The organism is Methylovulum psychrotolerans (genome assembly GCF_002923755.1).
Taxonomy (GTDB): Bacteria; Pseudomonadota; Gammaproteobacteria; order Methylococcales; family Methylomonadaceae; genus Methylovulum; species Methylovulum psychrotolerans.
In genome coordinates, this window is sequence record NZ_PGFZ01000004.1 from 202,882 (window position 1) to 229,205 (window position 26,324).

Consider the following 26,324-nt stretch of genomic DNA (forward strand, 5'->3'; position numbering starts at 1 on the left):
ACTCACCGCCTGCCTGGAAGCCATCGACGACAAGCCCGCCGTGTTTAAGGGCAAAGCCCACTCGCCCGCCCTGCGCAGGGTCTCCGAGCAGGTCAAGGAATTAACTGATATTTATTTAATAGGATAAGCAAAATGACACAATTTGTTATCGGCATTGGTTCGCAACGGGCAGGTTCAACGCTATTGCATAGGATTTTGGAACAATGTTCGCCCATTTACATGAATCCGGTTAAGGAATTGCATTATTTTGACACCTTATTCCATGTCCGCCATGAGTCAGTGTTAAAACACTTTTCAGTCAACCAATTAAATCGGGAAATTGACCGACTAGTCAAAGCAGAAGATTTTGCTTTTGTGAATAAGCGTTATAAAAATTCCTTGCGTGCCAATTTTCTGTTGGCAACCAAACCGATCCAGAAAATTGACTATATCGACCTGTTCAGGCCCGTAGCCAAGCATTATGATATGCTTGGGGAAATTACCCCGGAATATATGATTTTACCTGAGCCGGGCATCCGCAAAATGCGCGAGGTAGTCGGTGAGGATGCCAAAATTTTGCTGCTGGCCAGAAATCCGGTAAAGCGCTTTGTTTCCGCTTTTAAGCTGTTAATGTACGGGTTGCCTAATTCCGGCCAGTTGGTGTTTGAGGAAGAAATGCTGAAAATCCTTGATACAGGTGGAGAATGGATGCGGGTGCAAGACGCGCTCAATGATTATGCAACGGCACTGACCCTTTATAGGCAAGAATTCCCCCACGTTTTAATGCTTAGCCATGACGCGTTGTTTGGTGACGTAGAAGGGACAGCGGCCACTTTGGCGGAATTTTTGGAAATCCCTATTTCCTTAGGCAATTACCAAAAAATTGTCGGCACCAAGGTAAACGCATTGGATGAAACCAAAGAGTTGTCCGATGCGACGCTCGCCCTGTTGCAAACACGTTATGAATCCAACCAACAGTATTTGGATAGTTTTTTTGGCGAAGGTAACTGTGTGGCCTAATAAGCCCGATGGCGAAGATAATGCAAACTATCGGCGTTAATCAGGGTTATTTACCTTAAGTATCGTTATTGGATTTTAGGAGCAAGTGGATGAAGCGGTGTGTAATTCATTTTGGCATGTTTAAAACGGGATCTTCCTCAATACAGCATTCTTTTGCAGAGCAATTGGGCGACCAGCACTGGCATTATCTGAAATTGGGTAGCCCGAATCATGGCGGTGCTTTTAGCCGGCTGTTTGCCGAAGACCTATCGGCAAGGCGACACGTCATTTTTGAATCCGACCTGCAAGGGCTGGAGGCAAAAAAACTTAAGCTTAAAAAACGCTTAGCCAAGCAGCTCTCCGGTACTGCCGAGAATTTTTTGGCCTCCGCAGAATGGTTCAGTTCTAATGCCTTTAAACCGGCACATGTGGCGCAATTGCAGCATTTATTCTTAGATTATGTCGACCAGGTAGAAGCGGTCGGCTATATCCGGTCACCTAAAGCTTATATGGAAAGCGCGTTTCAAGAAACGTTAAAACACGGGGCGAAAGGCCAGTTAAACTTTGCTAAGCTGTATCCTAGGTATCGGGAGCGTATTGAAAAGTTTGACCAAGTGCTGGGTAAAGATAAGGTGCGGGTATGGAAATTTGATCCTAGCACCTTTTACAACGGCTGCGTGGTACAGGAATTTTGCCGGCAATTGCAGATTGATTTTCCGGTAGCGGACATCAAAAGGATTAACGAAAGTTTGTCTTACGAAGCGACAGCCTTTTTATATACCTACCGCGCTTATGGGCCAGGGTTTGGGGAAGGGATCGCCGCCATTGCCGAGAATAAACTGCTGATTGCCCGTTTGGCGCAGTTAAAAGGCCGAAAGCTCCGGTTTTCTTGGTCGGCAGTCAGCCCGGTATTGGAAGCAAACCGTGATGATATCCACTGGATAGAAGAACGGGTAGGCGTTTCGCTGGATGAAAATGAGCCGGAAAGCCCCGATGCGGTCAAATCGCCGGAAGATCTGTTAAGGTATAGCCCGGAGAGCTTGGTCTGGTTGGCCGAACAATTGGGCGATGCTAGCCTAGTTTCTGATGGGGTGCGGATAACGCCGAAAAAAGTGGCTGTTTGGCTACATAAATTACGCCTTAAACTGGCTCAAGAAGCGGGTTTGGCCGTTATGGCTGCGGATGGTAAACGCTCCCGTTTAACCGTCAGCACCTTAGCGGGCTTAGTGAAACAAGCCTCCCCAACCCTGCAAAACCTTTCCGATGCCGATACCGACCTGCTGCTGAGCGAGGCGTTTAAGCACATTATCGGACGGGTCGATACGGATAACAACGTGCTGGTTGAAGGCTTGGGCGTATTCAAAACCTCCGAGAAGGGCGACAAGAAAACCGCTAAGAAAATAACGTTCCATATCAAAAAAACGTAGCCTGATAGGTTCTGGCAGAAGCACTATAGCGGACTGTGGCTAGCGAAAACTCACGAGGTATAAAGTAGATTCATGGATTTAGTAATAAAAAAGAACGCATTAGTGGTGCCGCAAACGTTATATAAGGACTTTGGTGCGGGTATGGGGCAATTTGCCCATGGGGTGGTGCGCGATCAGGGCGATCCTGATTATTTTGCCCACATGCGCAATGGCAAAGCTTTTATTAACGAGAAACTCCAAGCACGCCACTTACAGGAACAGCCGGAAAAATTGGCGGGCAAGTGGTTATACTTGGGGGGGTTGCATAACCATTTCGGGCATTTCTTGGCGGAATGTATCCATCGGATATGGGCTTGGCACGAATACCGTGACCAGTGTTCTGGCGTATTGTTTCTCCCTAATATTAAGCAATTTGAACTGGGGCATCATTTGCCCGGTTATTCAAAAGCCATCTTAGATTTCTTAGGCCTTGAAGAAAGTGCCATCCGCTATGTGACCCAACTGACGGAAGTGGAAGAGCTTTTGGTGCCTGAACCGGGTTCCCAACTGTTTGTTGCCGCTAAGGCGGACTATATTAAGTTTTTGGCCACCTTGAAATTGGCTCAGCGCTTACATAGGGAAGCATTGCCGTCCGGCTATACGCCTAAGGTTTTTGTGTCGCGCAAAAAATACCGTATGAACGGTTCGATTGCGGGCTTGGATGTGCTGGAAAACAGTTTGCAGCAAGAAGGCTATTTTATTTTTTATCCCGAAAATTATCCGATAGCCGTCCAGCTTAAAGTCTATCAGGAAGCGGAAAAGATTATTTTTGAAGAAGGTTCCGCCGTGCATCTGCTGGAACTGTTTGCCAAAATTAAGGCGGATGTGTTGTTGATTAAGCGCCGCCCCAGTTCCAGGTCGTTTGATTGCGTTTTTAAGCCGCGTACCAAATGTTATATCAAATATATTGATGTCATGACACCGCCGCCGTTGACTTCCGCTAAATTCGCCGATGTCAACGCCTTGTCTTTAACCGACTTGGACAATTTAGGGCAGTTTTTAGTCGCCCAAGGGTTTGCCTCGGCCGCCTTAGCCATTCCCCCGGATTGGCGGGATAAAGTCAAGGCGGACATTTTGGGCTATCTGCTCAAAAATGCCCGGCTTGAGTCGCCTAGCATGGATGAATTCATTGTCGGCTATCTGCAAAGTATCGACGATTTTTTCCAACAAACGGATAATCCGGCTTAATGGACGCTGTTTTGGTTATCGGCCTGGGTAAAAAAATACAACTATAATTATTTACGTTTAACCGACTGGGTCGGCTTTGGGGGAGTCATAGTGAAACATAAAATCATCATTCATATTGGGGCGCATAAAACGGGGACGACTTCAATACAAATGAAATTGGATAAAGATAGGGAGCTATTGCACACGAGGGGCGTTTATTATCCCAAATCAAATTTCCAATTACATGGCCAGCATAAACTGGCCTTTGCCATGAAAAACCCTAAAGATGAGGCAAATTTAACCGATTGCCTTAAAGCGTTAACACAGGAACTCAATAGCCTTAATGAGGGTATGTTAGTGGTACTGTCAAGCGAGGAGTTTTTTACGGCTCCATTGGAGAGCATCAGGCAATTAAAGCAAAGCCTTAACCCGTTTGACGTGCATATTTTGGCATTTGTCAGACGGCAAGATAACCAGTTTGTGTCTTTTTATAATGAACGCGCCAAGGGCTTAAGGAATAACTTTACCCAACCGGCGCAGCGTTTCTTAAAAAACCCTATTTTATTAAGCGATGAACTTGATTATCTGCACTTTTTGAACCAATGGGCTTCGGTGTTCGGCGCAAAAAAATTAAAAGTGCAACAGTATGAAAGCTACAGCAATGTCGTTGCCGGCTTTTTTGAGGCGATTGGCCGTAAAGGCTGTTATATTGAAGACGGTTCAGGGACTAACCGGAAAAATATCTCGGTCAATTTGGAAGTGTTGGAGATTTTAAGGCTGGTCAAGCAACTGACCCACGATGTAGCGGTCAGAAAAAAAATCTTGGTGGATGCCAAGACTTTTTTTGTTAATGGCACACCCGCACAAAAACTGATCACGTCGGAACAACGGGTGGCAATATTAGATTTTTTTAAAGACTCTAACGAAAAGTTATTTAAAAAATATTTCCATCAAAGTAACCAATACAGCAGTGACCATATTGTTGCCGAAGAAGATGCCGTCAAATTGAAGCCAGCGGACATCGTCAACTTCATGTTGTCCTATGTCAAGGCTGACAGTATTGATGACTAAGTTGTTTAATCAGACCGTTGCCCAGCCAACACCGCATAATTTCAGCCAAACCTTTGGTTTGGCGACTACATAGAGGATCAGCGATGCCAGCAAAGCCATGCCGGGTTACTCCCCAACGTCGTTTTTGCCGTATTTTTTTAACCGCCTTGCTAACGGTGGGGAGCGGTGAGGTTTTTGCTGGCTTGCCGCCATTGCCGGACACTTATCCTATGGCCATGACGTTTCATGCGTTCGATAAAATCAATAAGGGCAGCCCTGCATTTGACGACGCGCTAGGCAAGCAAGCGCCTTATCTTTTCATCCATGGTGCCGGCAACGCCCAAAAGACCCACGCCGTGAAGGCCCGTTGGCCGGATAAAATCGTCACTTTACAGGATGCTTACGGCGGCGTGTCGGAAGAGGATTATGCCAATGTCTGGCCCGGACATTTATTGTACAAGCCTGGCACCTTAAGCAGCCAAAACATTAGCCCGCAAGATACGGTCATCAGCGTCCAAGACCCCAGATTGATCGTCAAAAATGCCCGCCGTCTGGAAAAAATGCAGAAAAAAACGCCGTTGGCGTTAATCATTTATGCCTTAGATAAAGCCGGGAAACCGGATTGGTCTCATGCCGAACACCTGGTAGCCGAACGTATCGACGGGCAAAAAATCACCGTCAAACGCGGACAATGGGGCAGTAAAGCTTTGGCGTTTGAAGCCGGAAAAACGGTTATTGCCCCGCACATGATGTTTTGGGCGCGGCAATGGCAAGTTAACTTCAGCCTGCATAGCCCTAGGGGAGGCGCTGGCAACCTGACCGCCGCCGAATGGTATGCCCGCCATGCTGCCGACAATTTGGCACAAGCGTCTGCCGACGGCATTGAATTTGATGTGGGGCGTTGGACGTGGGGGGCCCCCGAACAACAGGCAATGGATATTGATAATGACAGGGTTGCCGACTATGGTTATCTTGATGGGGTGAACAGTTTTGGTCTGGGCGGGCGGGTGTTCTTCCGGGAGTTGCGCCGCCTCGTAGGCCCTGACAAAATTATCCAAGCAGACAGCAATGATGCCATGTTCGGTGTCCGGGGTTGGCAGTACCTTAACGGTGTGCAATTGGAGTCGTTCCCGGCCGCCAACCATTTTGACCGTTTCTCGACGGCATTTTTACATTTACGGATGTGGGCGGAAAATGCCCAAGCCTTACCGCATATCAGTTATCCGTTTACCAAAACCCCGACGACCGTCTATGCCAATGCGCGTAATGCGGACGGCTCAAAAACCGATGCCCGCTTTCGGATAGGCCTGGCCGCCGCTTGCCTGACAGGTATGCCGCATCCGTTTGCCAGCCTGGGTAACCTAAAATTTGATCCTGCCAACGTTATCGCCAACGACGACGGCAGCAACCAACATTTTGGCGTGTTCGCTTGGGACGAATACCAAGGCGGCGACCGCCATGACTGGCATTGGCTAGGCCGCCCGCTGGCCCCGGCACAACAAGACTTAAGTGATCTGGGCACAGCCGATTTGCTGGCGGGTACGTCATGGCGCTGGGTGACCGACAAAGGGTTTACGGCCAAGCCGAGCGGACAAAACGCCATGACGGTCGAGCATATCCCCGCCAATATCCTGCCGGAGCAAATGTGGTATGGGGTGCGCTATGAGCCCAACGGCGGCTTAAAAACCTTGCAGGCCAACCAAGACTACACGCTCGTCTTCGATGCCCAGGGTGATGACAGTTGGCATTATGCCGGCCAAGATTTTGCCCAAGTACCCCGGATGCTGGTCATCAGCGGGGCTGCCGATACCAAAAAAGCCGCTGCGCCGCTGTCGGTTTTAATCGACAGCACACCGCGGACTTATCGGGTCAGTTTTGTGGCCGACGGCAGCCCTGCGGCCGTGTTCGGCATCGCCGAACAGCTCGGCAAAACAACTTTAAATGCCGTCAAACTGTATGCGGGCAGTGCCGAACACTGGTCGCGCGAGTTTGCCAACGGCATGGTTTTGTTAAATATGGGCCATAAGCCTTGGCACGCCACTGTGCAAAAAGACCTGTACCGGCATCTGAAAGGTACGCAAGCCCCAGAAGTTAATACAGGCGAAACCGTCGGCAGCGATGTGCTAGTGCCGCCACAAGATGCGGTATTTTTAATAAAACGCTAATCATAGAGGCTTAAATGGCGATATATTTTCTTTATCCTTAATAGGCCATGTTTTGTTAGGATTTTTATTGATATTTTATATCAATAAGTTATATTTTATTTGCCACTCAACAACCACCGACTAGGTCGGTGGGTTAGTGATATAACGACTGAAAGTCGGGATACACGTCGCCTTAACGACGTGTTTAGGGCTCAATATCAAAGCCTTTAATTGTTCCAGGCTCAAAATGATGAGCGAGATACTCCTTAATCATATTTTCCGTCATCTCGCCAACTGTTGCGCAAAAATATCCCCTTGCCCAAAAATGCTGACCCCAATAGCGTTTTTTCAATGCCGGAAATTCTTCAAAGAGCTTACTGGCCGTCCTGCCTTTAATCCGCCTCATTATCTCACTGGGCGCTAGTGTAGGTGGGGCTGATACCAGTATCTGCACATGATCTTTGCTAACGACCCCTTTCAATATCCGTATTTCAAAGGCTTCACAAATTTGCTTGACCAATTCCCTGACTCGCAAGGCAACATCCCCTTTTAAGACGGGATAACGATATTTCGTCACCCAAACAAAATGGTACTCAATTCTAAATACCGTGTGGCTCCCATATCTATACTCCACCTTTAGCTCCCAGCAAAATAGGCAACTTAATACAAATTGCTGATGAAATCTAACCGACTAAAGTCGGTGGTTTTAACCTTGCATATGGAAATAAAAATTGTATTGCTTTATTTGTTTTAATGGGGCAATATATTGCCTGACTTATCGCTATCAGTTGTAAAGGTTTTATGCACTTTCGCGTCCGTAAGAACGTTATCCAGCTTATCCGCGTCACTTATGACGGCAGCACCAAAAAAGGCAGCAACGCCATCATCGGCTCGGTCAGATTATCCGCACCTGAGCTTAGCGATGAATTACGCGTAAAACTGACCGAAGCCGAGGTGCGGGCGTTTCAGGTATGGCTGGATACACAGCACAAAACGCTGATGCTGAAGGAAGAGGTGGCGGCTTTGACGCTCGCGGAAACCCTCTCCTTGGCGGAGCGATGGTTTGAACGCGGACAAGGCGGTGATGCCGCTGCTATGGCCGCCCAAGATATTGTGTTCCAATGGCAGGCGTTGCGTAAGGTTTTTTTAAAAAAAGGTTTACTTGAGTGAACATTGGGTTTACTGGTAATTTGCAGCCGTAAGGCATATTTTTTAATCACTGTAAGAATATAGGGTGTAAAATGAAATCACTTGAAGTTGTAGAATTAATAAAACAAACCAATCCTAAGCTGTTAGGCAAAATGCCGGACGCTAAGGCGGCGAAAATTATCGCCGCTGCTTTGCTTGAAATCGGCAAACAGGTCAGTGCGGCCGAAGAAGGTGCGGTAAAAATTGCAGGCCTAGGATCATTTAAAATTCGCCAAGTCGAACGCGAAAAAGACGGCGAGAAGACAGCCGTCAAAAAAGTGATTTTTACTGCCGCTAAACCGAAAGCTAAAAAGTAAGGTTTTTATGCCGAAGCTAAACTGCTTTTGTAGGGTAAGGCTTTCGGTTATAAAGCCCGGGAGCAGTTAGGTTCCGTCTTATGCCTTTTTTATACTCATCCCTAAGGCAGAAAATTAATCCATAAAAATATAGCCATATTTGACGGTGCGTTTTTAATCAAAAAAACAAATGCCAACATATTTGCCATATTAAAATGACGGATAAATTTAAGGGCGCTATTTTATTAATGATAAACAGATTCTGAAATTCATACGGCGTTTTCGTCAAAATATAAATGTCAGTATATAAGATATGCGCAATAATGACTTGGCTACGAAAGCCCTAGTTTTTAACTTAGGAAGGTAAATAGCATAAATAATTTTATTAGCGTTTATAAGGATAAATAAGTGAAAAATCCCCCTTTTTTTATTATTGGATGCGTTCGCTCAGGAACCACTCTATTAAGAGACGTTTTACGCAAACACCCTGGCTTAATTTCACCAGAAGAGACGCATTTCTTTAGATGGAGCGAGCCATTTGGCACACCGCAATCGACAAAATTACTTTCCAGCACGACTAACTCAGTTTTAAAAAAGCACCGAGAGATGGATGGTATCACCGAGGAACAATTCAAGGAGATATTAAATAAAAGCGTTTCTCGGAGTGACCTAGAAATAAAATATATGCAACAATATATGCTTAACAACAAATTTGGAGGGAAGCGATGGTTTGATAAAACGCCGCAGAATGTATACGGCGCGGCAATGATAGCTGCCGACTTTCCAGGATCCAAGTTTGTGCATATCGTCCGTAACCCGATAGACGTCGTTTCCAGTTTACGAATTGGCAAAGTCGTTAAAATTGATAATCTTGTTGGTGCTTGCAATTACTGGAATGAAGCCGCGGCTATTATTTTTATGCTAAAAAAAGCATACGGCCATCGGGTTTATGAAGTGAAGTATGAGGATTTTACAAGTAACTTCTTGCCTGAATTAGAAAAGATGCTGACTTATCTTGGCGAAAATTTTGATGCCGAATGGTTTAGCGAGATTGTCACCGTCCCGAAAGAACATGAGCACGATACGTTATTTAGGCCTGAAGAATTGCAAGCAATTGAAAAACTTTGTGGCCGATGGGGTAGGCATTATGGGTATTTTGCAGCTAAGTAACTGTGCAAACGTTTTTTAACGGGCAAGTTAGGTTTTTAGAGGATTGCAGACATAAAAATGTTAAATGATTTATGAGCGGTTACTTAATTGATGAAGCTACGCTATATTTTCTTTAAAATACACTATCAGAAACCTGCTTTGTAACATCAGGAATCATTTTAGAAAAATGCGATAACATCTGATAGACTACTTTAGTTAAACAGCAAGGCTGACGCGCTAAAAGATTAAGTGAAAAAGAAGACCAGAAGTGGCAGGATATAGTGGTTTCTGACATTACATAATCTGCATCCCCTTCTGATTATGTAATCATAATATTACTTGACGTGCTAAGCCCTGCCCTTTCGCCACGCCCTCCCTCAAGCAATGGGAGCTCATAATCGAGGCGTTGCTATCGATGATGCCAAACCGCATGGAGCGAGATGGCTTCATGAACATCGGGGTGGCTCAAGTCGGCAACACCTCCAGCATTTCCTGTTTATTTGACTAAGGGATTGATCGGAATAATATTTTTCAAAAAACCCTTAATGAAATGCTTAGCACCCGGATAATCTAACCCTCAACGTAAACTAACAATGCAGTCGTAAATGGCATTTTATTTGCAACACACTAAGGAGAATGTTAATGAACCCTTATGAATGTTTATCGGTTGAAGCTTTTTGGCGTACAGCTATCGCAAATTTGGAACCTACCCAAATACATGATATTTGGAAACCCAAATTTTCCTTAGATAAAACACAGAAAATAGCTACCTCAGGTTCTTGTTTTGCCCAGCATATCAGTAAAGCACTTATGGCCCGCGGATATTCGTGGTTAGATGGTGAGCCTGCTCCCAAAGGCCTATCATTAACATCGCAAACATTATTCAATTATGGAATATTTTCATTCCGTACTGGCAATATTTATACTGCGGCCTTGTTAAAACAATGGCTTATTTGGGCTATTATTAACGAACCGGCGCCTGATGAAGCTTGGATGAAGGGTAACCGTTTCTATGACCCTTTTAGACCTGGCATTGAGCCAAATGGTTTTTATAGCATTGAAGAGATGGTGGCATCAAGAAATAGTACGCTTACGGCAATTCGAGATACGTTTAAACAAACATCTTTATTTGTTTTTACATTAGGACTGACTGAGGCATGGATAAACTCACAGCATAACTATGTTTATCCTATGTGTCCGGGAACAGTTGCAGGCGACTTTGACGCTAAAAAACATTCGTTCATCAATTACAAATACAACGAAATTATCCGGGATTTGGAGTATTCACTCAATTTAATAAAAGAAATCAATCCCCATATAAAATTTCTTTTGACGGTTTCACCCGTTCCCTTAACCGCTACAGCAACGGATAAGCATGTGCTGGTTGCGACCACCTATTCAAAATCGGCACTTAGGGCGGTCGCCGAAGACATGTCTTCGGCACGCGAAGATACTGATTATTTCCCTTCTTATGAATTAATTACCGGCACCCCGTTTCGGGGAATGTTTTATCAGGAAAACTTAAGGACAGTGACAGATAAAGGTGTCAACTTTGTTATGGATTCTTTTTTTTCATGCTTAGGCGACCATAACAAAAAAAATATCGCACTTCCTGTGGCTTCCCTTACAATGGCACAACCTGAAAAAAATTATGATCATGTGGTCTGCGAAGAAGAATTGCTTGCCGCCTTCGGCACTAAGGAAAAACCGCAATGAAAATCTGTGTAATGGGTAATTCCCACCTTGCAGCCCTTAAATTGGCGTGGGATGAGTTGGTAACCGATTATAATCAGGTTGAATTGGTTTTTTTTGGCGCCAGAGCCAATGCAATGACTCATTTAAAGGAGGAGAATGGATGCTTAGTTCCCACAAATGATCGTACAAAACAAGATATTCTATTTACATCCAATGGGCTAGAATTGGTCGATTTCACTTATTTTGATGCAGTCTTGCTTTATGGGTTGGCTTGTGATGTGCGGATTTTTTCTTCGACTCTACAAAACCATAAAATAGATAAAAACGCCGATTCATCCCGTCAATTTATGACACGAGATTCCTTTTCCAAGGTTTGCCAAGATGGCGCGGAACATAGCCTGCTGTTTAAAATGGCCACTATGGTACGCCGTCTCACGGATTTACCGCTTATTGTCTCTTCTTCGCCTTTCCCTAGTCGGGCATGTGTAGATGATGCATCCCATAATTGGGACTTTTTAGTTAATGATGATAGTGAGATGATTCGCCAAGGTTACGATGACGGTATCCAGCAGGCTTTTCGGGTTTTTCAAGCAAAAGTAATCCCTCAGCCAGAACGGACGGTTACTGATAATATTTTTACAAAAACTCATTATTCTAATGCATCAGTCCGTTTAATTGAGGGGTTCACCTTTGTACATCCTGAAAATGACCATGCTCACATGAATAAGGATTATGGCGTTGAATACTTAAAGGATATATTTAACATGATTTCATTGCGATCTGTAGAAAAAAAACACATACCGCTTCTTTCAGTTAAAGATGCCTTTTTTGCGCTTGAGCGTTTTCAAAAGGCTAGCGTCATTTCAGAAAACAATGTCTCCATTCCTTTAAGGGTATTCCAGTATTGGGATACGGATAGCCCGCCAGAACAAGTTCAAACGCTGATCAATAGAAACCGTTACTTATGCAAAATGGCCGACATTGAATATGTGTTGTTAAATGATAGTGACGCAAGGGATTGCATACGGAAACACTTTTCCGAAGAGGTATATAAAGCTTACGATATTTCACCGCATCCGGCGATGAAATGCGATCTGTTTAGGTTGTGCTATTTGTACCAGTATGGAGGCTTTTATCTGGATGCCGACATGGTGCTTACAGAAAAGTTTCTTGAATTGTTTGCTATTAAAGGCGAACTGGTTGTTTTTAAGTGGGACTCGCAAAATATAACCGGCGTCTGCAATTGGCTTATTGGTTCAGTGCCGCAATGCCCCGTTATTGATTTTGCCATTTCAACGGTATCAAAAAGCATTATAAACGCCTGTAAAAACAATGTTGAAAATATATTAAAACAAACATTAGGAATATCCGGCCCTGCCTTATTCACAAGGGCTTTGGGGTCTTATATTGCCAGTAAGGAAAACCATCCTGATTTTTCTATTTTGCCCATTGGTGTTGCTGTTGTGTCTTATGCTTTTTCGCTAGTGCAAAATGGGACTGGTTTTTTAAAAACCGCACTTAGCTATAAAACGACCAATTTACATTGGTCTGTCGCCGCAAAAAGCATTGATCAAGATGAATAAGTAATAGACATTATCCAAATTAACGTTCAAACTGAGTTTGTTGATATTTACCCTTAAACGTCACCATTATTGATCCAACCCGCCCAAAAGCCTTTGCCCAGTGAGGTCGTACGATATGCTTTTTACTCGATCATCAAGTTTTTCATAAAGCCGCCAACTTTATGGCTGAAAATGGGTGGTAAAGCAGGTAAGCTAATCCGCGTTAAAAAATGACCGGATTGAACGCCATGCTACTGACCGAGTTTGCCCCCTTCATAGAAGATTTTGTCGCCGGTTTGGATGCGGGCTTGGCGGCGGATACGGGAAGCCGCCTGACCAACAAGCAAAAGTATTGGCTGGTGTTTTGCCTGATGGGGATGTTGCTGACCAATTCGTTGTGCTGGGCCAAATTCGAGCGTGGCAGCCTTGGGAAGTACAAGGCCACCGCGTTGTCGTGGCTGTTCCGCAAGGCGGCCATCGCCTGGGGGAGTTTGCTGTCGGCGAGCGTGTCGCAGGTCTTGCGCCGTCACGGGATAAGCGAAGGCGTGCTGGTGGTGGACGAGTCCGACCGGGCGCGTTCCAAGCGGACGGCCCGGATCCATAAGGCGTACAAACAAAAGCACAAGCCCTCCGGCGGTTATGTCAACGGGCAGACAGTGGTGCTGCTGTTGCTGGTGTCCGGCTCCGCCACCTGTTCGGTGGGGGCGGCCTTCTACATGCCCGACCCGGCGCTGAAGGCGTGGGACAAGGAGGACAAGCGCCTGAAGGCGGCGGGGTCGGCGAAGGCCGACCGCCCCGCCAAACCCGCACGGGACGCGGCTTACCCGACCAAAGCGCAGATCGCCTTAGGGTTGTTGGCGGGCTTCCGTCAGGCGCACGGCGGCGTCAAGGTCAAGGCGGTCTTGGCGGACGCGCTGTACGGCAGCGCCGACTTTATGGACGCGGCCTCACAAATTTTCGGCGGCGTGCAAGTGGTCAGCCAATTGCACCGCAACCAGAACATCGCCCACAAAGGCAAAAGCCGGACATCGGACACCTATTTCAACACCCTCAACCCGGGCGTGGCGGTGGCCATGAAGGTGCGCGGCGGCAAAGACATCCGGGTGACGGCCGCCGGGGCACGCCTGAAAGTGGGGGCGCACGGCACAAAACGTTTTGTGGTCGCCCTCAAATATGAGGGCGAAACCGGCTACCGCTATCTGGTGGCCACCGATATGACATGGCGTGCCTTGGACATCCTCCAAACCTACTCGCTGCGGTGGCTTGTGGAAGTTTTTTTCGAGGACTGGAAGCTTTATGAGGGTTGGGGGCGGGAGGCCAAACAATTGGACGAAGAGGGGTCAAGCAGGGGCCTGATCCTGAGTCTGTTGTTTGACCACTGCCTCCTCCTTCACCCAGAGCAGACGGCCCGCTTCCGGCAGGGATTTGGGGCGGATGGAAACAACCCCTTCACTAAAGTATAGGGCTGCCGGATGACGGCTTGAAAGCGGTCTGGGCGAATGTTAAAAACTTGATGATCGAGTTTAAAGCGGATATTCACATTTTGGCAACGTCAATTGAATGATCTCCCAAGATTGGATGATTTTCGGCGTTACCCATTTTGACCGCAACGATTGCGGTCTATAAAGATATTTCTTTACACAAAAAAACCATCTATTTTTATAAACTATGTTATATGCCACATTAACTTTTAATAGTTGTGTTATATAACATAGTTCTCGTTTTTCAAGCCGCAATAGCCTGCCATGCGACACTTTGTCGCATTCATTTATCCCACCACACTGCTTACCATTACGCCATTCAAAACAGGTGATTTTTATAAATCAATCACATAGAGCATTTGTGCCCATTAAATAGTGGTCTCAAATGTAATAACAAAAAGGGGTGAAGTATGGCTTGGGACGAAGACACGACGATTTACCATGTAGTTATCAATCATGAACAACAATACTCGATTTGGCCGGAATATAAAGAAGTGCCTAAAGGTTGGGATACTGTCGGCAAGATAGGTCTCAAACAAGACTGTCTCGATTACATCAAGACAGTCTGGACAGATATGCGCCCTTTAAGTTTGCGCAACGCAATGATGGCAAGCGCAAAACTTATCGAAACCCAAACGGCGGCAGGCTAATGGCATTCATTCCACTTATCGGCCATGTAAAAGCTTGGCCTGTTGTTACCGGATACATTCTACTATCGCCCTATAGCGGTTCATCTTATCCGTTAGCTATGGTTTTGGGGATGTGTTTACGATGGCTTGGAAAATCAGCCTCAATCCATACGGCAAAAAGACAAGCCTCATTCGCTGATTGGTATCTAACCCCAACCCGCATCATTGGAGATTTTCTGGCACACCGCCCATTCCGACACGCCCTAAGCGTGGCGCAGGCAGGGCGATCAAAGGAAACTTATCCTCTATTGGAGGCATTATGGAAAATTTGATGGCGTTCCGAGCGGCTACCGACTCTTCGGCAAAAAAGGCACCTGTAAAAATCCCCTATCCATTGTTAGAACGTAGGGAGGGCTTATCGCCGTTAACTTTCTTTAGCGATTTTGTGGAAAAAAGCCGACCGGTCATTATACCTAACGCACTGAAAGATTGTCCGGCACTCTCGCGTTGGACTATGGATCATCTTGCTCAAGTTGCAGGTAATCGTCCCGTCCAACTTAAGCAAGGCTTAAACGAAGAAGGCGTTAACGGCTTACGGACAATTACCACCCGTTTGGATGGCTATTTGGAGCAACTAGCAAATTTTGAAAACTTGCTTCAACGCAACGGGGCAACAGCGAAACAAAGACCCGCTTATTTGCATGACTTACCGTTATTGAGCGTGTTACCGGATGCCGCCAACGATCTTGAGGGTTTTCCTACCACTTATTTTCCAGAATGGTATCAGACTGACTGGCTTAAGTTTGCGCAATTTTTTCTAGGCCCCAGCCATAGCTTAACGCCCCTGCATTTCGATTGCTTGCTCACTCATAACCTATTCTTCCAAATCAAAGGCCGCAAACGTTTCACCTTATTGCATCATGACCAATTACCATCTTGTTATCGCTATAAATGGCGTTGGTGCGAAGTGGATGTCGAAAACCCCGATTTTATACGCTACCCTCTTTACCGTGCCGCGCAAGTCCAGGAATGTATTGTGGAAGCGGGTGACATGCTGTACATGCCGCCGGGAATGCTTCACCACGTCCGCAGCCTCGATTGTTCCATCTCTTTCAATGTGGATTGGCATACACGCGGCAGTGCCATCCGAGGCGTTATGGCATTGCTGAAAGGAATGCCTATTAAAAACGTTTATTACAATACTGTGATCGCTTTGGGGCAATGCGCCGGATTATCCGCCGGACAGGTATTGCCTTGGTACCGTTCATATCTGAATTACGTCTCATAGGGAGATTATTGTGCGCTTCATCGAAGAATCAGGACTGGCTGCGAACCCCCAAACAACTTACGCCAATTTTGTAAAATTGGCCCGTGGGCGGGCGAGTGAACAGCCCGATAAGACGGCCTACGTTTTTTTACAGGACGGCGAAAATGAAAGCGGTCGCTTCACCTTTGCCGAATTGGACTATCGCGCCCGCACTATCGCCGCCCATCTTCAGCTTATGGGCATGACCGGTGAACGGGCTTTGTTGCTCTATCCGCCGGGGCTTGATTATATTGCGGGTTTTTTCGGTTGTTTGTATGCCGGTGTGGTTGCCATACCTTGCAGTCCGCCTACACGGCGGCAAAAGTCACGGCTTTGGGCGGTGATTAACGATGCCACGCCCGCCATTATCATGAGCACCTCTGATTTTGCGGCGAAAATCCGCAATGAATTGGAGGAATGGCCTGAATGTTTAAGTTCAAATAAAGAACCCAACCTGTTAGGAGATGACAAGAGCAAACCAGGCTTGACATGGTTTGCCAGCGACAAGTTGGAATCCGACATTACCGGAAATTGGCTACCACAGGCATTAGGTTCCAATAGCTTGGCTTTTTTGCAATACACATCCGGTTCCACTGGAAATCCTAAAGGAGTGATGGTTAGTCACGGTAATCTAATGGCCAATCAGAAAGCGATAAAACAGGGTTTTGGACATACCGACCAAACCACCGTTGTCGGTTGGCTACCTCTGTATCACGATATGGGCTTGATCGGCAACCTGTTACAACCGCTTTATCTTGGTGCCACGGCAATTTTAATGCCGCCTATGGCATTTCTGGAAAAACCTATCCGTTGGCTTAAAGCCATTTCATTCTATCGGGCAAGCACATCGGGCGGGCCGAATTTTGCTTATGACCTTTGTCTGCGTAAAGTGACGGCGGAACAGATGCAATCCTTGGATTTGAGTAGTTGGCGTTTAGCCTTCAACGGTTCAGAGCCGGTACGCAGTGCCACCATGGAGCGCTTTGCAGAAAAATTTGCCGATTGTGGTTTTCGCCGCGCCAACTTTTTCCCTTGCTATGGCTTGGCTGAAGCGACGCTTTTTGTGTCAGGGGAAAAACTGTCCGCTACGGAAAATGTTATGTGTGCCGATGCGGGTCAGCCCGCAAGTGCAGTGGCTTGTGGCTTAGTCTCTGAGCATCACGAAATCCGTATTGTTGATCCCGCAACAGGCCAACTATGCCCAACAGGACACGTCGGTGAAGTTTGGGTGTCCGGGCCTAGTATAGCCAAAGGCTATTGGAACCGTCAGGAAGAATCGGAACAGATTTTTCGGATGCCTATAAGCGATGCAAGCGTCAACACCGCGCAAACATTTCTTCGCACTGGCGACTTGGGATACCTTAATAATAGCCGCCTGTTCATAACAGGCCGTATCAAAGATTTAATTATCATCCGAGGACGGAATTTTTATCCACAGGATATTGAACAAGTGCTGGTGGAAGAAATCCCTGAACTTATTCCCGATGCCTGCGCCACCTTTTCGAAAAGCGACGGTGACGAAGAGCAATTAGTTGTAGTTGCCGAAATAACCCGTACCGCGATACGCTCAGATAGCTATCTGACGATTGCCGCCGCCATGCGTAAAAGCTTGGCCGAAACCTGTGGACTGGCGATCACCGAATTGGCTTTGGTACAACCAGGTACGGTGCCGAAAACATCCAGCGGTAAGCTTCGCCGTCAACCCTGCAAGCAAATGTACATGGAAAACGCCTTGCCGATCTTATTCCGTTCCGGTGCTCAAGCGGACGTGGATAGTTCCAGTGCCGGAGAATCTGGCGGACAAGTCAACGAAGCGGAGGCGCGAGCCACGCTGTCACCAGAATCCCAAATCCTGCAACAGGCGTTGGCGGTTGTCCCAAAGGCACAACGCGTGGCGTTAATCGCCCGTTTTCTCTGCCAAAAAACCGCGCTTTTGTTAAAAATTGAAGCATCAACCCTAACCACCGATGTTCCCCTGCGCTCGTTGGGGCTGGATTCGCTCAAAGCCGTTGAACTTAAGTATACGACCGACGAATTGCTAGGTACTGATGTGCCGTTATCGTTGTTTTTGTCCGATTATTCGTTGCAAACAATAGCTGAAAAACTCTCCGAAACCACCACAGACACCACAGCAGGCATTGCCGCCACCCAAAATACCGCCACTCATGGCACGCTTTACACTTCGGGCCTGTCTGCGGGTCAATCCTCCATGTGGGCGATGCAGCAGTTAGGGGGGGCTTCCAGTGTAATGACAAAGCCGGATAGTATTGTCTATAACCTGCATTTGGCCTTACGCATTAATGGCAGTATTGATCTGGAACGCTTAAAGCAAGCCTTTCGGCATTTGCTGGAACGCCATACCCTATTACGCACTGTATACCGCGCTGATGACAATGGGCATATTAGCCAACAAGTGCTACCCCTATCTGGATTAGCGGATTTTTTTACCTCCGTTGAAGCCTGTTCATGGTCACAAACCCAATTGCAAGCCGATATGACCCATCGGGTTAGGGTGGCTTTCGATTTGGAAAGCGAGGCGTTACTGCGTACCGTTTGTTATCTGCATGGAAAATCGAACCCAGATCATACCGATCCGGTATCTGCTGGAGAAACCTATACGCTGTTGATTTGCGCCCATCATATCGCCGTCGATTTGTGGTCGGTGCTTATCCTGGTCAAAGAATTGCAAGCCATCTATGCAGGTAAGGAAAGGCAATTAAACGCGCTCAAGTCCAACTATGCCGATTTTGTTGCCTGGCAAAGGCATTACTTGGATGGTCCGGCCTGCGGTAAGGCTTGGGATTATTGGCATCAGCAATTGCAAGGGGAACTTCCTTTGCTGGCTTTGCCAACCGATAAGCCAAGACCGGCGGTGTCTGATTATCAGGGTGCTTCGGTGGCATTCATCTTAGATAGCGAGACCAGCGAACAACTGAAAAGACTGGCCGGACAGCAGGGCGTAACCCTGTTTGCCTTATTGCTCACCGCATACAAGGTGTTGTTGCATCGGCATACCCATCAGGAAGATATTATTGTCGGTGTTCCTAGCAGCGGACGTAGCCAAGCGCGGTTTACCCAGATCGTTGGGAATTTCGTCAACCCGTTACCACTGCGCAGTAGCCCTAACGGCAACAAGCCGTTTTTAACCTATTTGACGGAAGTCAACGAGGCTTTACTAAACGCGTTGGCACATCAGGATTTGCCTTTCCCCTTGATGGTGGAGCGGCTACAACCCGAACGCGTTGCCGATCATTGGCCGATTTACCAGACTATGTTTGTATTGCAACAAGTTCAGGCCGATTTTGATAAGCATTTGGCTCAGTTAAGCTTGGGGGAGGATGGCGACTTTTCAGATTGGGGAGTCATGCAAGCGCGACCATTGGCACTACAGCAACGGGTCGAGAATTTTGATTTTAAGCTCATGGCCGCACAATGCCACAATGGGCTTCAGTTTTCTCTACAGTATCGCAGTGACTTGTTTGAGGCCGCGACCATTGCCGCTTGGGCGCAGCATTTTCAACAATTGCTTACGGGTATTGCCAATGAGTGTACCGCCAAATTAAAAGATTTGCCGTTGCTTACTGAGAACGAGCGGCATAGCCTGACCGTTGCCTGGAATGCTACGGCAACCGTTTATTCGGGAGCAGACAGCATCCATCGCTTGTTTGAAGCGCAAGTAGACAAAACTCCGGAGCAAATAGCTCTCGTTTATCAAGACCGGCAACTTAGCTACCTAGAGCTGGATGCGCTTAGCAATCGCTTGGCCAATGCCCTGATAGCAGCAAAACTGGCCATCAATATCCCTATCGGTATTTGCGCCCAACGCTCATTGGCAATGGTGGTGGGGTTACTGGGTATATTGAAGGCAGGCCATGCTTATTTGCCGCTTGATCCTGATTATCCAGATGAACGCCTGTCGGCGATGTTGGCTGATGCCGACACGCCGGTGATTTTGGTTCAACCGGAATTTGCCGGAATATTTGCGGATTTTAACGGCAAATTGTATAGCCTTGATGTTGGCTTGACAGATTTTGGCGGTTTTTCCGAACAAAGGCCGACTAGCCCAGTTGATAGTGAAGTGCTGGCTTATGTGTTGTTCACTTCCGGTTCTACGGGACGGCCTAAGGGTGTGGGTGTGCCGCATAAAGGGGTGCGTAACCGTCTGCTATGGATGCAGGCCTACTTCGGCTTAGATGTGGGCGATGCTGTGCTGCAAAAAACCCCTTACACTTTCGATGTCTCAGTATGGGAATTTTTCTGGCCGTTAATAACCGGTGCGCGGTTGGTCATGGCGCCTCCAGGCGACCATAAAGACCCTGCACGGTTAGTTGACCTGATTGAACGGCACGGTATCACTACTCTGCATTTTGTGCCGTCGATGCTGGCGGCCTTCCTTAACATGGCTGATTTTGACCGTTGCGGATCTTTGCGGCGCGTCATTTGTAGTGGTGAGGCGTTGACTGCCGATTTACAAAATCGCTTTTACGGACATGCAAAAGCTGGGCTTTTCAATCTATATGGGCCGACCGAAGCGTCTATTGATGTTACGGTGTGGAATTGCCAACGTGACACTTCCGACCATTTGGTACCCATTGGTCATGCTATCGCTAACACTCAAATCTATCTTTTGGACAAGTACCTGAATCCGGTACCGGTCGGGGTTGCAGGCGAGCTTTACATTGGCGGCGTACAATTGGCTCGCGGATATGTAAACCAAGCAGGACTGACTGCCGAACGGTTTGTACCCAATCCCTTTTCTACAGTGGGCGGGCGTTTATATCGCACTGGCGATTTGGCTTGCTACCGTCAGGATGGCAATATCGATTATTTGGGCCGGATTGACCACCAAGTGAAAATGCGTGGTTTTCGGATTGAATTGGGTGAAATCGAAGCCGTATTATTACAAAATACTATGGTCAGAGATGCTGTCGTAGTTGTCCGCGAAGAGGGCCCTAGCGATAAATATTTGGCGGCTTATTGGGTGGCCAAACAAACATCCGTATCGGACAAGGAAGCGTTACAACGCTTTCTGCAAGAGCGCTTGCCCGATTATATGGTTCCGACCATTTTGATAGAACTGGACAACCTTCCAGTGACGGATAACGGCAAACTGGATCGTAAAGCCTTGCCAATACCAAACCTTAGTGCCCAATTTGCCGGGCATTACCTAGCGCCAAGCAATGAAACAGAAACTGTATTAGCGCAGATATGGGCTGATTTGTTAAAAGTCGAACGGGTCGGCATCCACGACAATTTTTTTGCCTTGGGTGGAGATTCCATTTTGGCTATCCAAGCCGCTGGCCGGGCGCGGCAAGCCGGACTGGCCTTTATGCCCCGCCATCTTTTTGAACTTCAAACTATCGCCAAGTTGGCAGAAACGATAAGCCAAGACCAAACCCATAGCTTGGCTCAGGATAACAGCTATGGCAATGCGCCATTGACGCCTATCCAACATTGGTTTTTCGAGCAAAATTTCGCCAATCCCAATTATTGGAATCAAGCGTTGCTATTGGCAATGAAAACGCCTTTGGCTGTGCCATTATTGGAAAAAGCCTTTGATTATCTGGTTTCCCAACATGATGCGTTAAGGTTTCGCTTCAGCCAAGAAAATAAGGTCTGGCATCAGGAAAGTTTGCCCCATTTGGCGCATTCTGTATTCCGGCGTGTGGATATGGCTGGTATTCCTGATGCGGATAAAGCCAATGTTATGCTTGCCGAATGCGGACGTAGCCAAGCCAGCTTAGATTTAAAGGCCGGTGTCCTATTGCGGGCGGTATGGTTCGACTATGGCGACCACCAACACTCCCGTCTGTTTATCGTTATCCATCATTTGGTGGTGGATGGGGTCTCCTGGCGCATTTTATTGGCGGATTTACAAAGCATTTATGTTCAGCTTGCCGAGTCAAAAACCGTGGTGTTGCCCGCCAAAACCACATCATTCAAACACTGGGCCGAACAGCTTAGGCTATTTGCCCAAGGCGGGGAGTTGCAAAATGAAGCCGATTATTGGCTAACTATCACCGCTGCGGATACCCCTGTCTTGCCGTTAGACTATCCTGACGGTTCACGCCTTGAAGGCGTTGTTGCCAACTGTATTGAGTCGCTAGATGAAACGGGCACCCAGGCATTACTGGGTGACGCACTATTAACCTACCGCACGGGCGTTGATGAGTTGTTGCAGGTCGCCTTGGCACAAACCCTATGCGAGTGGTGCGAGGGCGAAAGCGTGGTTTTTGACCGTGAAGGCCACGGGCGGGAAGACTTGTTTGACAACCTTGACCTGTCACTTACGGCAGGTTGGTTCACCAGCTTATATCCAGTCCGGCTCCAGTTGCCCAAAGATGCCAGCATCAGTCAAACCATCAAATCCATAAAGACGCAATTGGCGCATATCCCCCGTAAAGGCATTGGTTACGGCGTGTTGCGTTATGCCGATTTGCCCGCCATTTCGGCAAAACTGGCCTCTGCGCCTAAAGCACAATTGCTGTTCAATTATCTTGGCCGCTTCGACGAAGCCTTCACCAATGCCCCTTGGCAACTCGCCCCTGAAACACCGGACGCGTTTAGGGGCTCCAATAACACCAGCGTTTATGAATTGGAAATCAATGCCTATGTGAGCCAAGGGCGGCTCTATACGCAATGGCGATACAGCACTGAACGTTATCGGACAGCAACGGTAGCGGGTTTGGCCAAACGTTTTATCGAACATTTACAAAAATTGCTTGACCATTGCCTTAGCGCAGAAGTGGCCGGATTTATGCCATCCGATTTTCCTCTGGCGGACTTGGATCAGGACGCGCTTGATGCGTTGCCGTATACGGCCTCAGAAATCGAAGACATCTATAGGCTTTCGCCCATGCAGGAAGGTATGCTTTTCGATACCTTGATGGCTCCCAATTCAGGCATTTATCTGATGCAGGATCGGTTTGAGATGCACGGGGTGATAGACGAAAATCTGTTCCAACGCGCTTGGCAAATGATCATTGACCGTCATAGTGCCTTACGCAACGGCTTTCTGTGGGAAACCACCCCTCATCCCGTGCAGATTGTACATCGCCATGTCAATGTGCCTTTTGAATTTCACGATTGGCGGTCGTTGCCTCCTGACGAACAGCATAGCCGATTGGAAGACATCCTGGCGGCGGAACGGTGGCAAAGTTTTGATTTCCTTAAGCCGCCTTTAATGGCTATCCGTTTAATACAGTTAGCGAAAGGGCGTTACTGTTTTGTCAGAAGTTACCATCATATTTTGATTGATGCTTGGTGTATGTCGTTGATGTTGGTTGAATTGATGGCTAACTATAAGGCCTTATCCAGTGGTCAGCCCCAACCCCAACCCCAACCACAACCACAACCACAACCACAACCGCCGCAATTTCGCAGTTACATCGCTTGGCTGCAAAAACGCGATACCGAAACCGCCAAACAATTTTGGCAACATTATTTGTCCGGGATTACTGAAGCGACACCGTTTAATGTCGATAGGCTTTTGCCCTCTACAGATACGGACACGCTGGGTGTCGCCGATGCGATTATGTTACTGTCGGCGAAAAATACCAAGCAGTTGGCCGCAATGGCCCAACACCATAGGGTCACGCCCAACACTTTTGTGCAGGCGGCTTGGGCAGTGCTGCTGAGCCACTATAGCGGATGCACGGAAGTTGTGTTTGGCGTGACCGTCTCAGGACGGCCCGCCGAATTGGCGGGCAGTGAAGACATGCTGGGGGTGTTCATCAACACCCTACCGTTACGGGTCGCCATCGACACGACGCTGTCGGTATCGGAATTCTTAAGCCTGTTATTACAGCAAAATATCGAATTACGGCAGTATGAATATACACAGCTGGTGCAAATACAAAACTGGACTGGAATGGGGCGCGAACAACCCTTATTCGAAAGCTTATTGGTATTTGAAAATTACCCTGTTGACCCCAGTCTGCGTACAAACGCAAACCCGTTGCACATAGTGGATGTGGCGACCCGTACCCATACCAATTACCCGCTCAACGGCATGGTTATCCCTGGCGAACAATTGCATCTGCAAATCACCTACCATAAAAACAGGTTTGAAACGGCAGTCGTAGAGCGGATGCTGGGACATTTCAAAAATCTGCTGGAGGCGATGATCGCTAATCCAGGCCAACGGCTGGGTGAAATCTCCCTGCTGGCACAAACAGAACGCCAGTTAATGCTGCAACACTGGAATCAGACGGCACACGCCTACCCAGAACCTTGCGATATGGTCAGCCGTTTTGAGTGGCAAGCCGAACGCAAACCCGATGCCATTGCAGTCGCCTGTTCCGGCAAGCAACTGACTTATACAGAACTCAACCAGCGTGCCAACCGCGTCGCCTACGCATTGATGTCCGAGGGCGCTGAGCCAGAGACGCTAGTCGCGTTATTTGGCGAGCGCGGCATTGATTATCTGGTCATGATGCTGGGTGCGTTCAAAGCAGGCATGGCTTACCTGCCCTTAGACCCTAGCCATCCAGATAGCAGGATCGCCCAAGTGTTGGAAGAAAGCGGCGCCTTGTGGATATTGACTTGCACGGCACATTTTGAACGCGCATCGGCATTGGCGGACATCGCAGGGGGAACACCAGCGATGCAAAAGCCTGCGTCATTAAATCTCCAGTTGCTGTCACGCCCCGATGTCCTTGTTTTGGAAGACTTGGAATTATATGAAACCAGTTTGGAAAACCCGCCCAAGCTTCATCACCCTGACAATTTGGCCTTCGTTATTTTTACATCCGGTTCTACCGGCACCCCTAAAGGGGCGATGGTTGAATATAAAGGGATGTTCAATAACCTAATCACCAAAGTGCCGACCCTGAACTTAACGGAACGGGATGTCATTGCGCAAACGGCGGGGCAGTGTTTCGACATTTCTGTTTGGCAGCACCTGACCGCTTTGGTCTGTGGGGCGCGGGTCGAAATCTTTCCTGACGACATTGTCAAAGAACCTTACCTCTTGCTGGCGAAATTGGCCGAACGCGGCGTTACTGTGTTGGAAGCGGTGCCGTCCATGCTTCAAGCCCTGTTGGACAGTGCTGACTATACCGTTGCATTGCCTAAATTGCGCTGGCTGATTGCCTGTGGCGAAGCCTTCCCGCCGGAAGTCTGCCGCCGTTGGATGGAGTGGATGCCTCATGTCAAGGTACTCAACGCCTATGGCCCGGCGGAATGTTCGGATGACGTGTCGTATTACCACGTTCCGGGCATACCTGGCGAAACTGAAACCATCGTACCTATAGGCCGGCCCGTACATAACACACAGTTGTATCTACTGAACCAATGGTTAGAACCTGTCCCTGTCGGCGTACCTGGGGAAATTTGTGTGGCCGGTATCCAAGTCGGGCGCGGTTATCTTGAGCGGGCAGATTTGACTGCCGAAAAATTGATCCCAAATCCCTTTATCTTTGCCCAAGACGGGCTTGGTGATGAAGTGGGCGGACGGTTGTACCGCACCGGTGATTTAGGCCGCTATCGTGAGGACGGTGCTATCGAATTCCTAGGACGTATCGATCATCAGATCAAAGTCCGTGGGGTTCGCATCGAACCGGGTGAAATCGAAGCACAGCTTCTGTCTTTTGCCGATATTGAACAAGCCTTAGTTACCGTCCGAGAAGATGGAGTGGGGGGAAAACGCTTAGTGGCTTATGTGGTATGTAACAAATCGCTTGCCAATAGCGATGCTGAATTATTCGCAAAATTGCGCGGCCACTTAGCGGCTAGATTGCCCGATGCAATGATGCCGCAGGCTTTTGTCCGACTTGATGCCATGCCGCTTGGCGGAACTGGCAAGATTGACCGTAAGGCCTTGCCGATGCCGGACATGGCAGGACAAAGCGACCGCGCTTATGTTGCCCCGCGTAATCCCACCGAACAAGCGCTTGCCACTATTTGGAAAGAGGTGCTGGCTATAGACAAAGTTGGCGTGGCGGATAACTTTTTCGATCTGGGTGGACATTCGTTGTTGGCGGTGCAAGTGTTGTCACGGTTACGGCGGGCTTTTGGCATTGAAGTACCGTTACGCAGGCTTTTCGAGGCCTCCACTATCGAAGCGTTGGCATTGTTGGTTGAAACGCTGCTGATAGAGCAATTGGCCAGCCTGTCTGAAGAAGAGGCGGAGGCGTTATTGCTTGAAGAGGAACAGGACTTAAGGTAGGCCAACACAAAAATCCGTTACTACTTTCAAAATAAAAATAAAAAT

Annotated in this window: 15 protein-coding genes; 14 read left to right on the forward strand and 1 reads right to left on the reverse strand. The window is 47.7% G+C overall.

The window, feature by feature from the left end; translation table 11 throughout:
* The first annotated feature begins 132 nt into the window (after positions 1-132).
* From AADEFJLK_RS11060 to AADEFJLK_RS11080, 5 genes are all read left to right on the forward strand, one after another.
* Positions 133-999, forward strand: coding sequence for a sulfotransferase (locus AADEFJLK_RS11060; RefSeq protein ID WP_088620468.1), 867 nt, complete (start codon positions 133-135; stop codon positions 997-999).
* Positions 1,000-1,088: 89 nt separating this feature from the next.
* Positions 1,089-2,405 (forward strand): hypothetical protein, encoded by a 1,317-nt coding sequence (locus AADEFJLK_RS11065; RefSeq protein WP_146054559.1) that lies wholly within the window; start codon positions 1,089-1,091, stop codon positions 2,403-2,405.
* A gap of 72 nt (positions 2,406-2,477) precedes the next feature.
* Positions 2,478-3,632, forward strand: a complete 1,155-nt coding sequence (locus AADEFJLK_RS11070) for a glycosyltransferase 61 family protein (RefSeq protein ID WP_103974294.1) — start codon at positions 2,478-2,480, stop codon at positions 3,630-3,632.
* Between the two features lie 249 nt (positions 3,633-3,881).
* The gene (locus tag AADEFJLK_RS11075) at positions 3,882-4,682 is read left to right on the forward strand and encodes a hypothetical protein (protein WP_146054560.1); all 801 of its coding nucleotides are present in this window, start codon (positions 3,882-3,884) and stop codon (positions 4,680-4,682) included.
* An 83-nt stretch (positions 4,683-4,765) separates the two neighbouring features.
* Positions 4,766-6,826: a hypothetical protein gene (locus AADEFJLK_RS11080; protein WP_146054561.1), complete on the forward strand. Its 2,061-nt coding sequence runs from the start codon at positions 4,766-4,768 to the stop codon at positions 6,824-6,826.
* A gap of 184 nt (positions 6,827-7,010) precedes the next feature.
* Here the strand turns inward: AADEFJLK_RS11080 and tnpA are convergent, their stop codons facing one another.
* A complete protein-coding gene (tnpA, locus tag AADEFJLK_RS11085; RefSeq protein ID WP_103974296.1) occupies positions 7,011-7,439 on the reverse strand; it encodes an IS200/IS605 family transposase in 429 nt (142 codons plus the stop codon).
* A gap of 167 nt (positions 7,440-7,606) precedes the next feature.
* Here tnpA and AADEFJLK_RS11090 point away from each other — a divergent pair, with 167 nt between their 5' ends.
* The 9 genes from AADEFJLK_RS11090 (at position 7,607) to AADEFJLK_RS11130 (ending at position 26,279) form a co-directional block, all read left to right on the forward strand.
* Positions 7,607-7,975, forward strand: coding sequence for a hypothetical protein (locus AADEFJLK_RS11090; RefSeq protein WP_088620473.1), 369 nt, complete (start codon positions 7,607-7,609; stop codon positions 7,973-7,975).
* A 71-nt stretch (positions 7,976-8,046) separates the two neighbouring features.
* Entirely contained in the window at positions 8,047-8,310 is a 264-nt protein-coding gene (locus tag AADEFJLK_RS11095) for a hypothetical protein (protein WP_103974297.1), read from the forward strand.
* Between the two features lie 387 nt (positions 8,311-8,697).
* Positions 8,698-9,459, forward strand: a complete 762-nt coding sequence (locus AADEFJLK_RS11100) for a sulfotransferase family protein (RefSeq protein ID WP_103974298.1) — start codon at positions 8,698-8,700, stop codon at positions 9,457-9,459.
* Positions 9,460-10,080: 621 nt separating this feature from the next.
* The gene (locus tag AADEFJLK_RS11105) at positions 10,081-11,154 is read left to right on the forward strand and encodes a GSCFA domain-containing protein (RefSeq protein WP_103974405.1); all 1,074 of its coding nucleotides are present in this window, start codon (positions 10,081-10,083) and stop codon (positions 11,152-11,154) included.
* Positions 11,151-12,716, forward strand: coding sequence for a glycosyltransferase family 32 protein (locus AADEFJLK_RS11110; protein WP_103974299.1), 1,566 nt, complete (start codon positions 11,151-11,153; stop codon positions 12,714-12,716). Before AADEFJLK_RS11105 ends, AADEFJLK_RS11110 begins: the two co-directional genes overlap by 4 nt.
* 209 nt (positions 12,717-12,925) lie before the next feature.
* Positions 12,926-14,158: a transposase gene (locus tag AADEFJLK_RS11115; protein ID WP_103974300.1), complete on the forward strand. Its 1,233-nt coding sequence runs from the start codon at positions 12,926-12,928 to the stop codon at positions 14,156-14,158.
* A gap of 428 nt (positions 14,159-14,586) precedes the next feature.
* Positions 14,587-14,826 carry an MbtH family protein gene (locus AADEFJLK_RS11120; protein ID WP_103974301.1) on the forward strand — a complete coding sequence of 80 codons (240 nt, stop codon included), beginning with the start codon at positions 14,587-14,589 and terminating at the stop codon, positions 14,824-14,826.
* 298 nt (positions 14,827-15,124) lie between these two features.
* Positions 15,125-16,093 carry a cupin-like domain-containing protein gene (locus AADEFJLK_RS11125; protein WP_249028021.1) on the forward strand — a complete coding sequence of 323 codons (969 nt, stop codon included), beginning with the start codon at positions 15,125-15,127 and terminating at the stop codon, positions 16,091-16,093.
* A gap of 10 nt (positions 16,094-16,103) precedes the next feature.
* Entirely contained in the window at positions 16,104-26,279 is a 10,176-nt protein-coding gene (locus tag AADEFJLK_RS11130) for a non-ribosomal peptide synthetase (protein WP_103974302.1), read from the forward strand.
* Positions 26,280-26,324 lie beyond the last annotated feature (45 nt).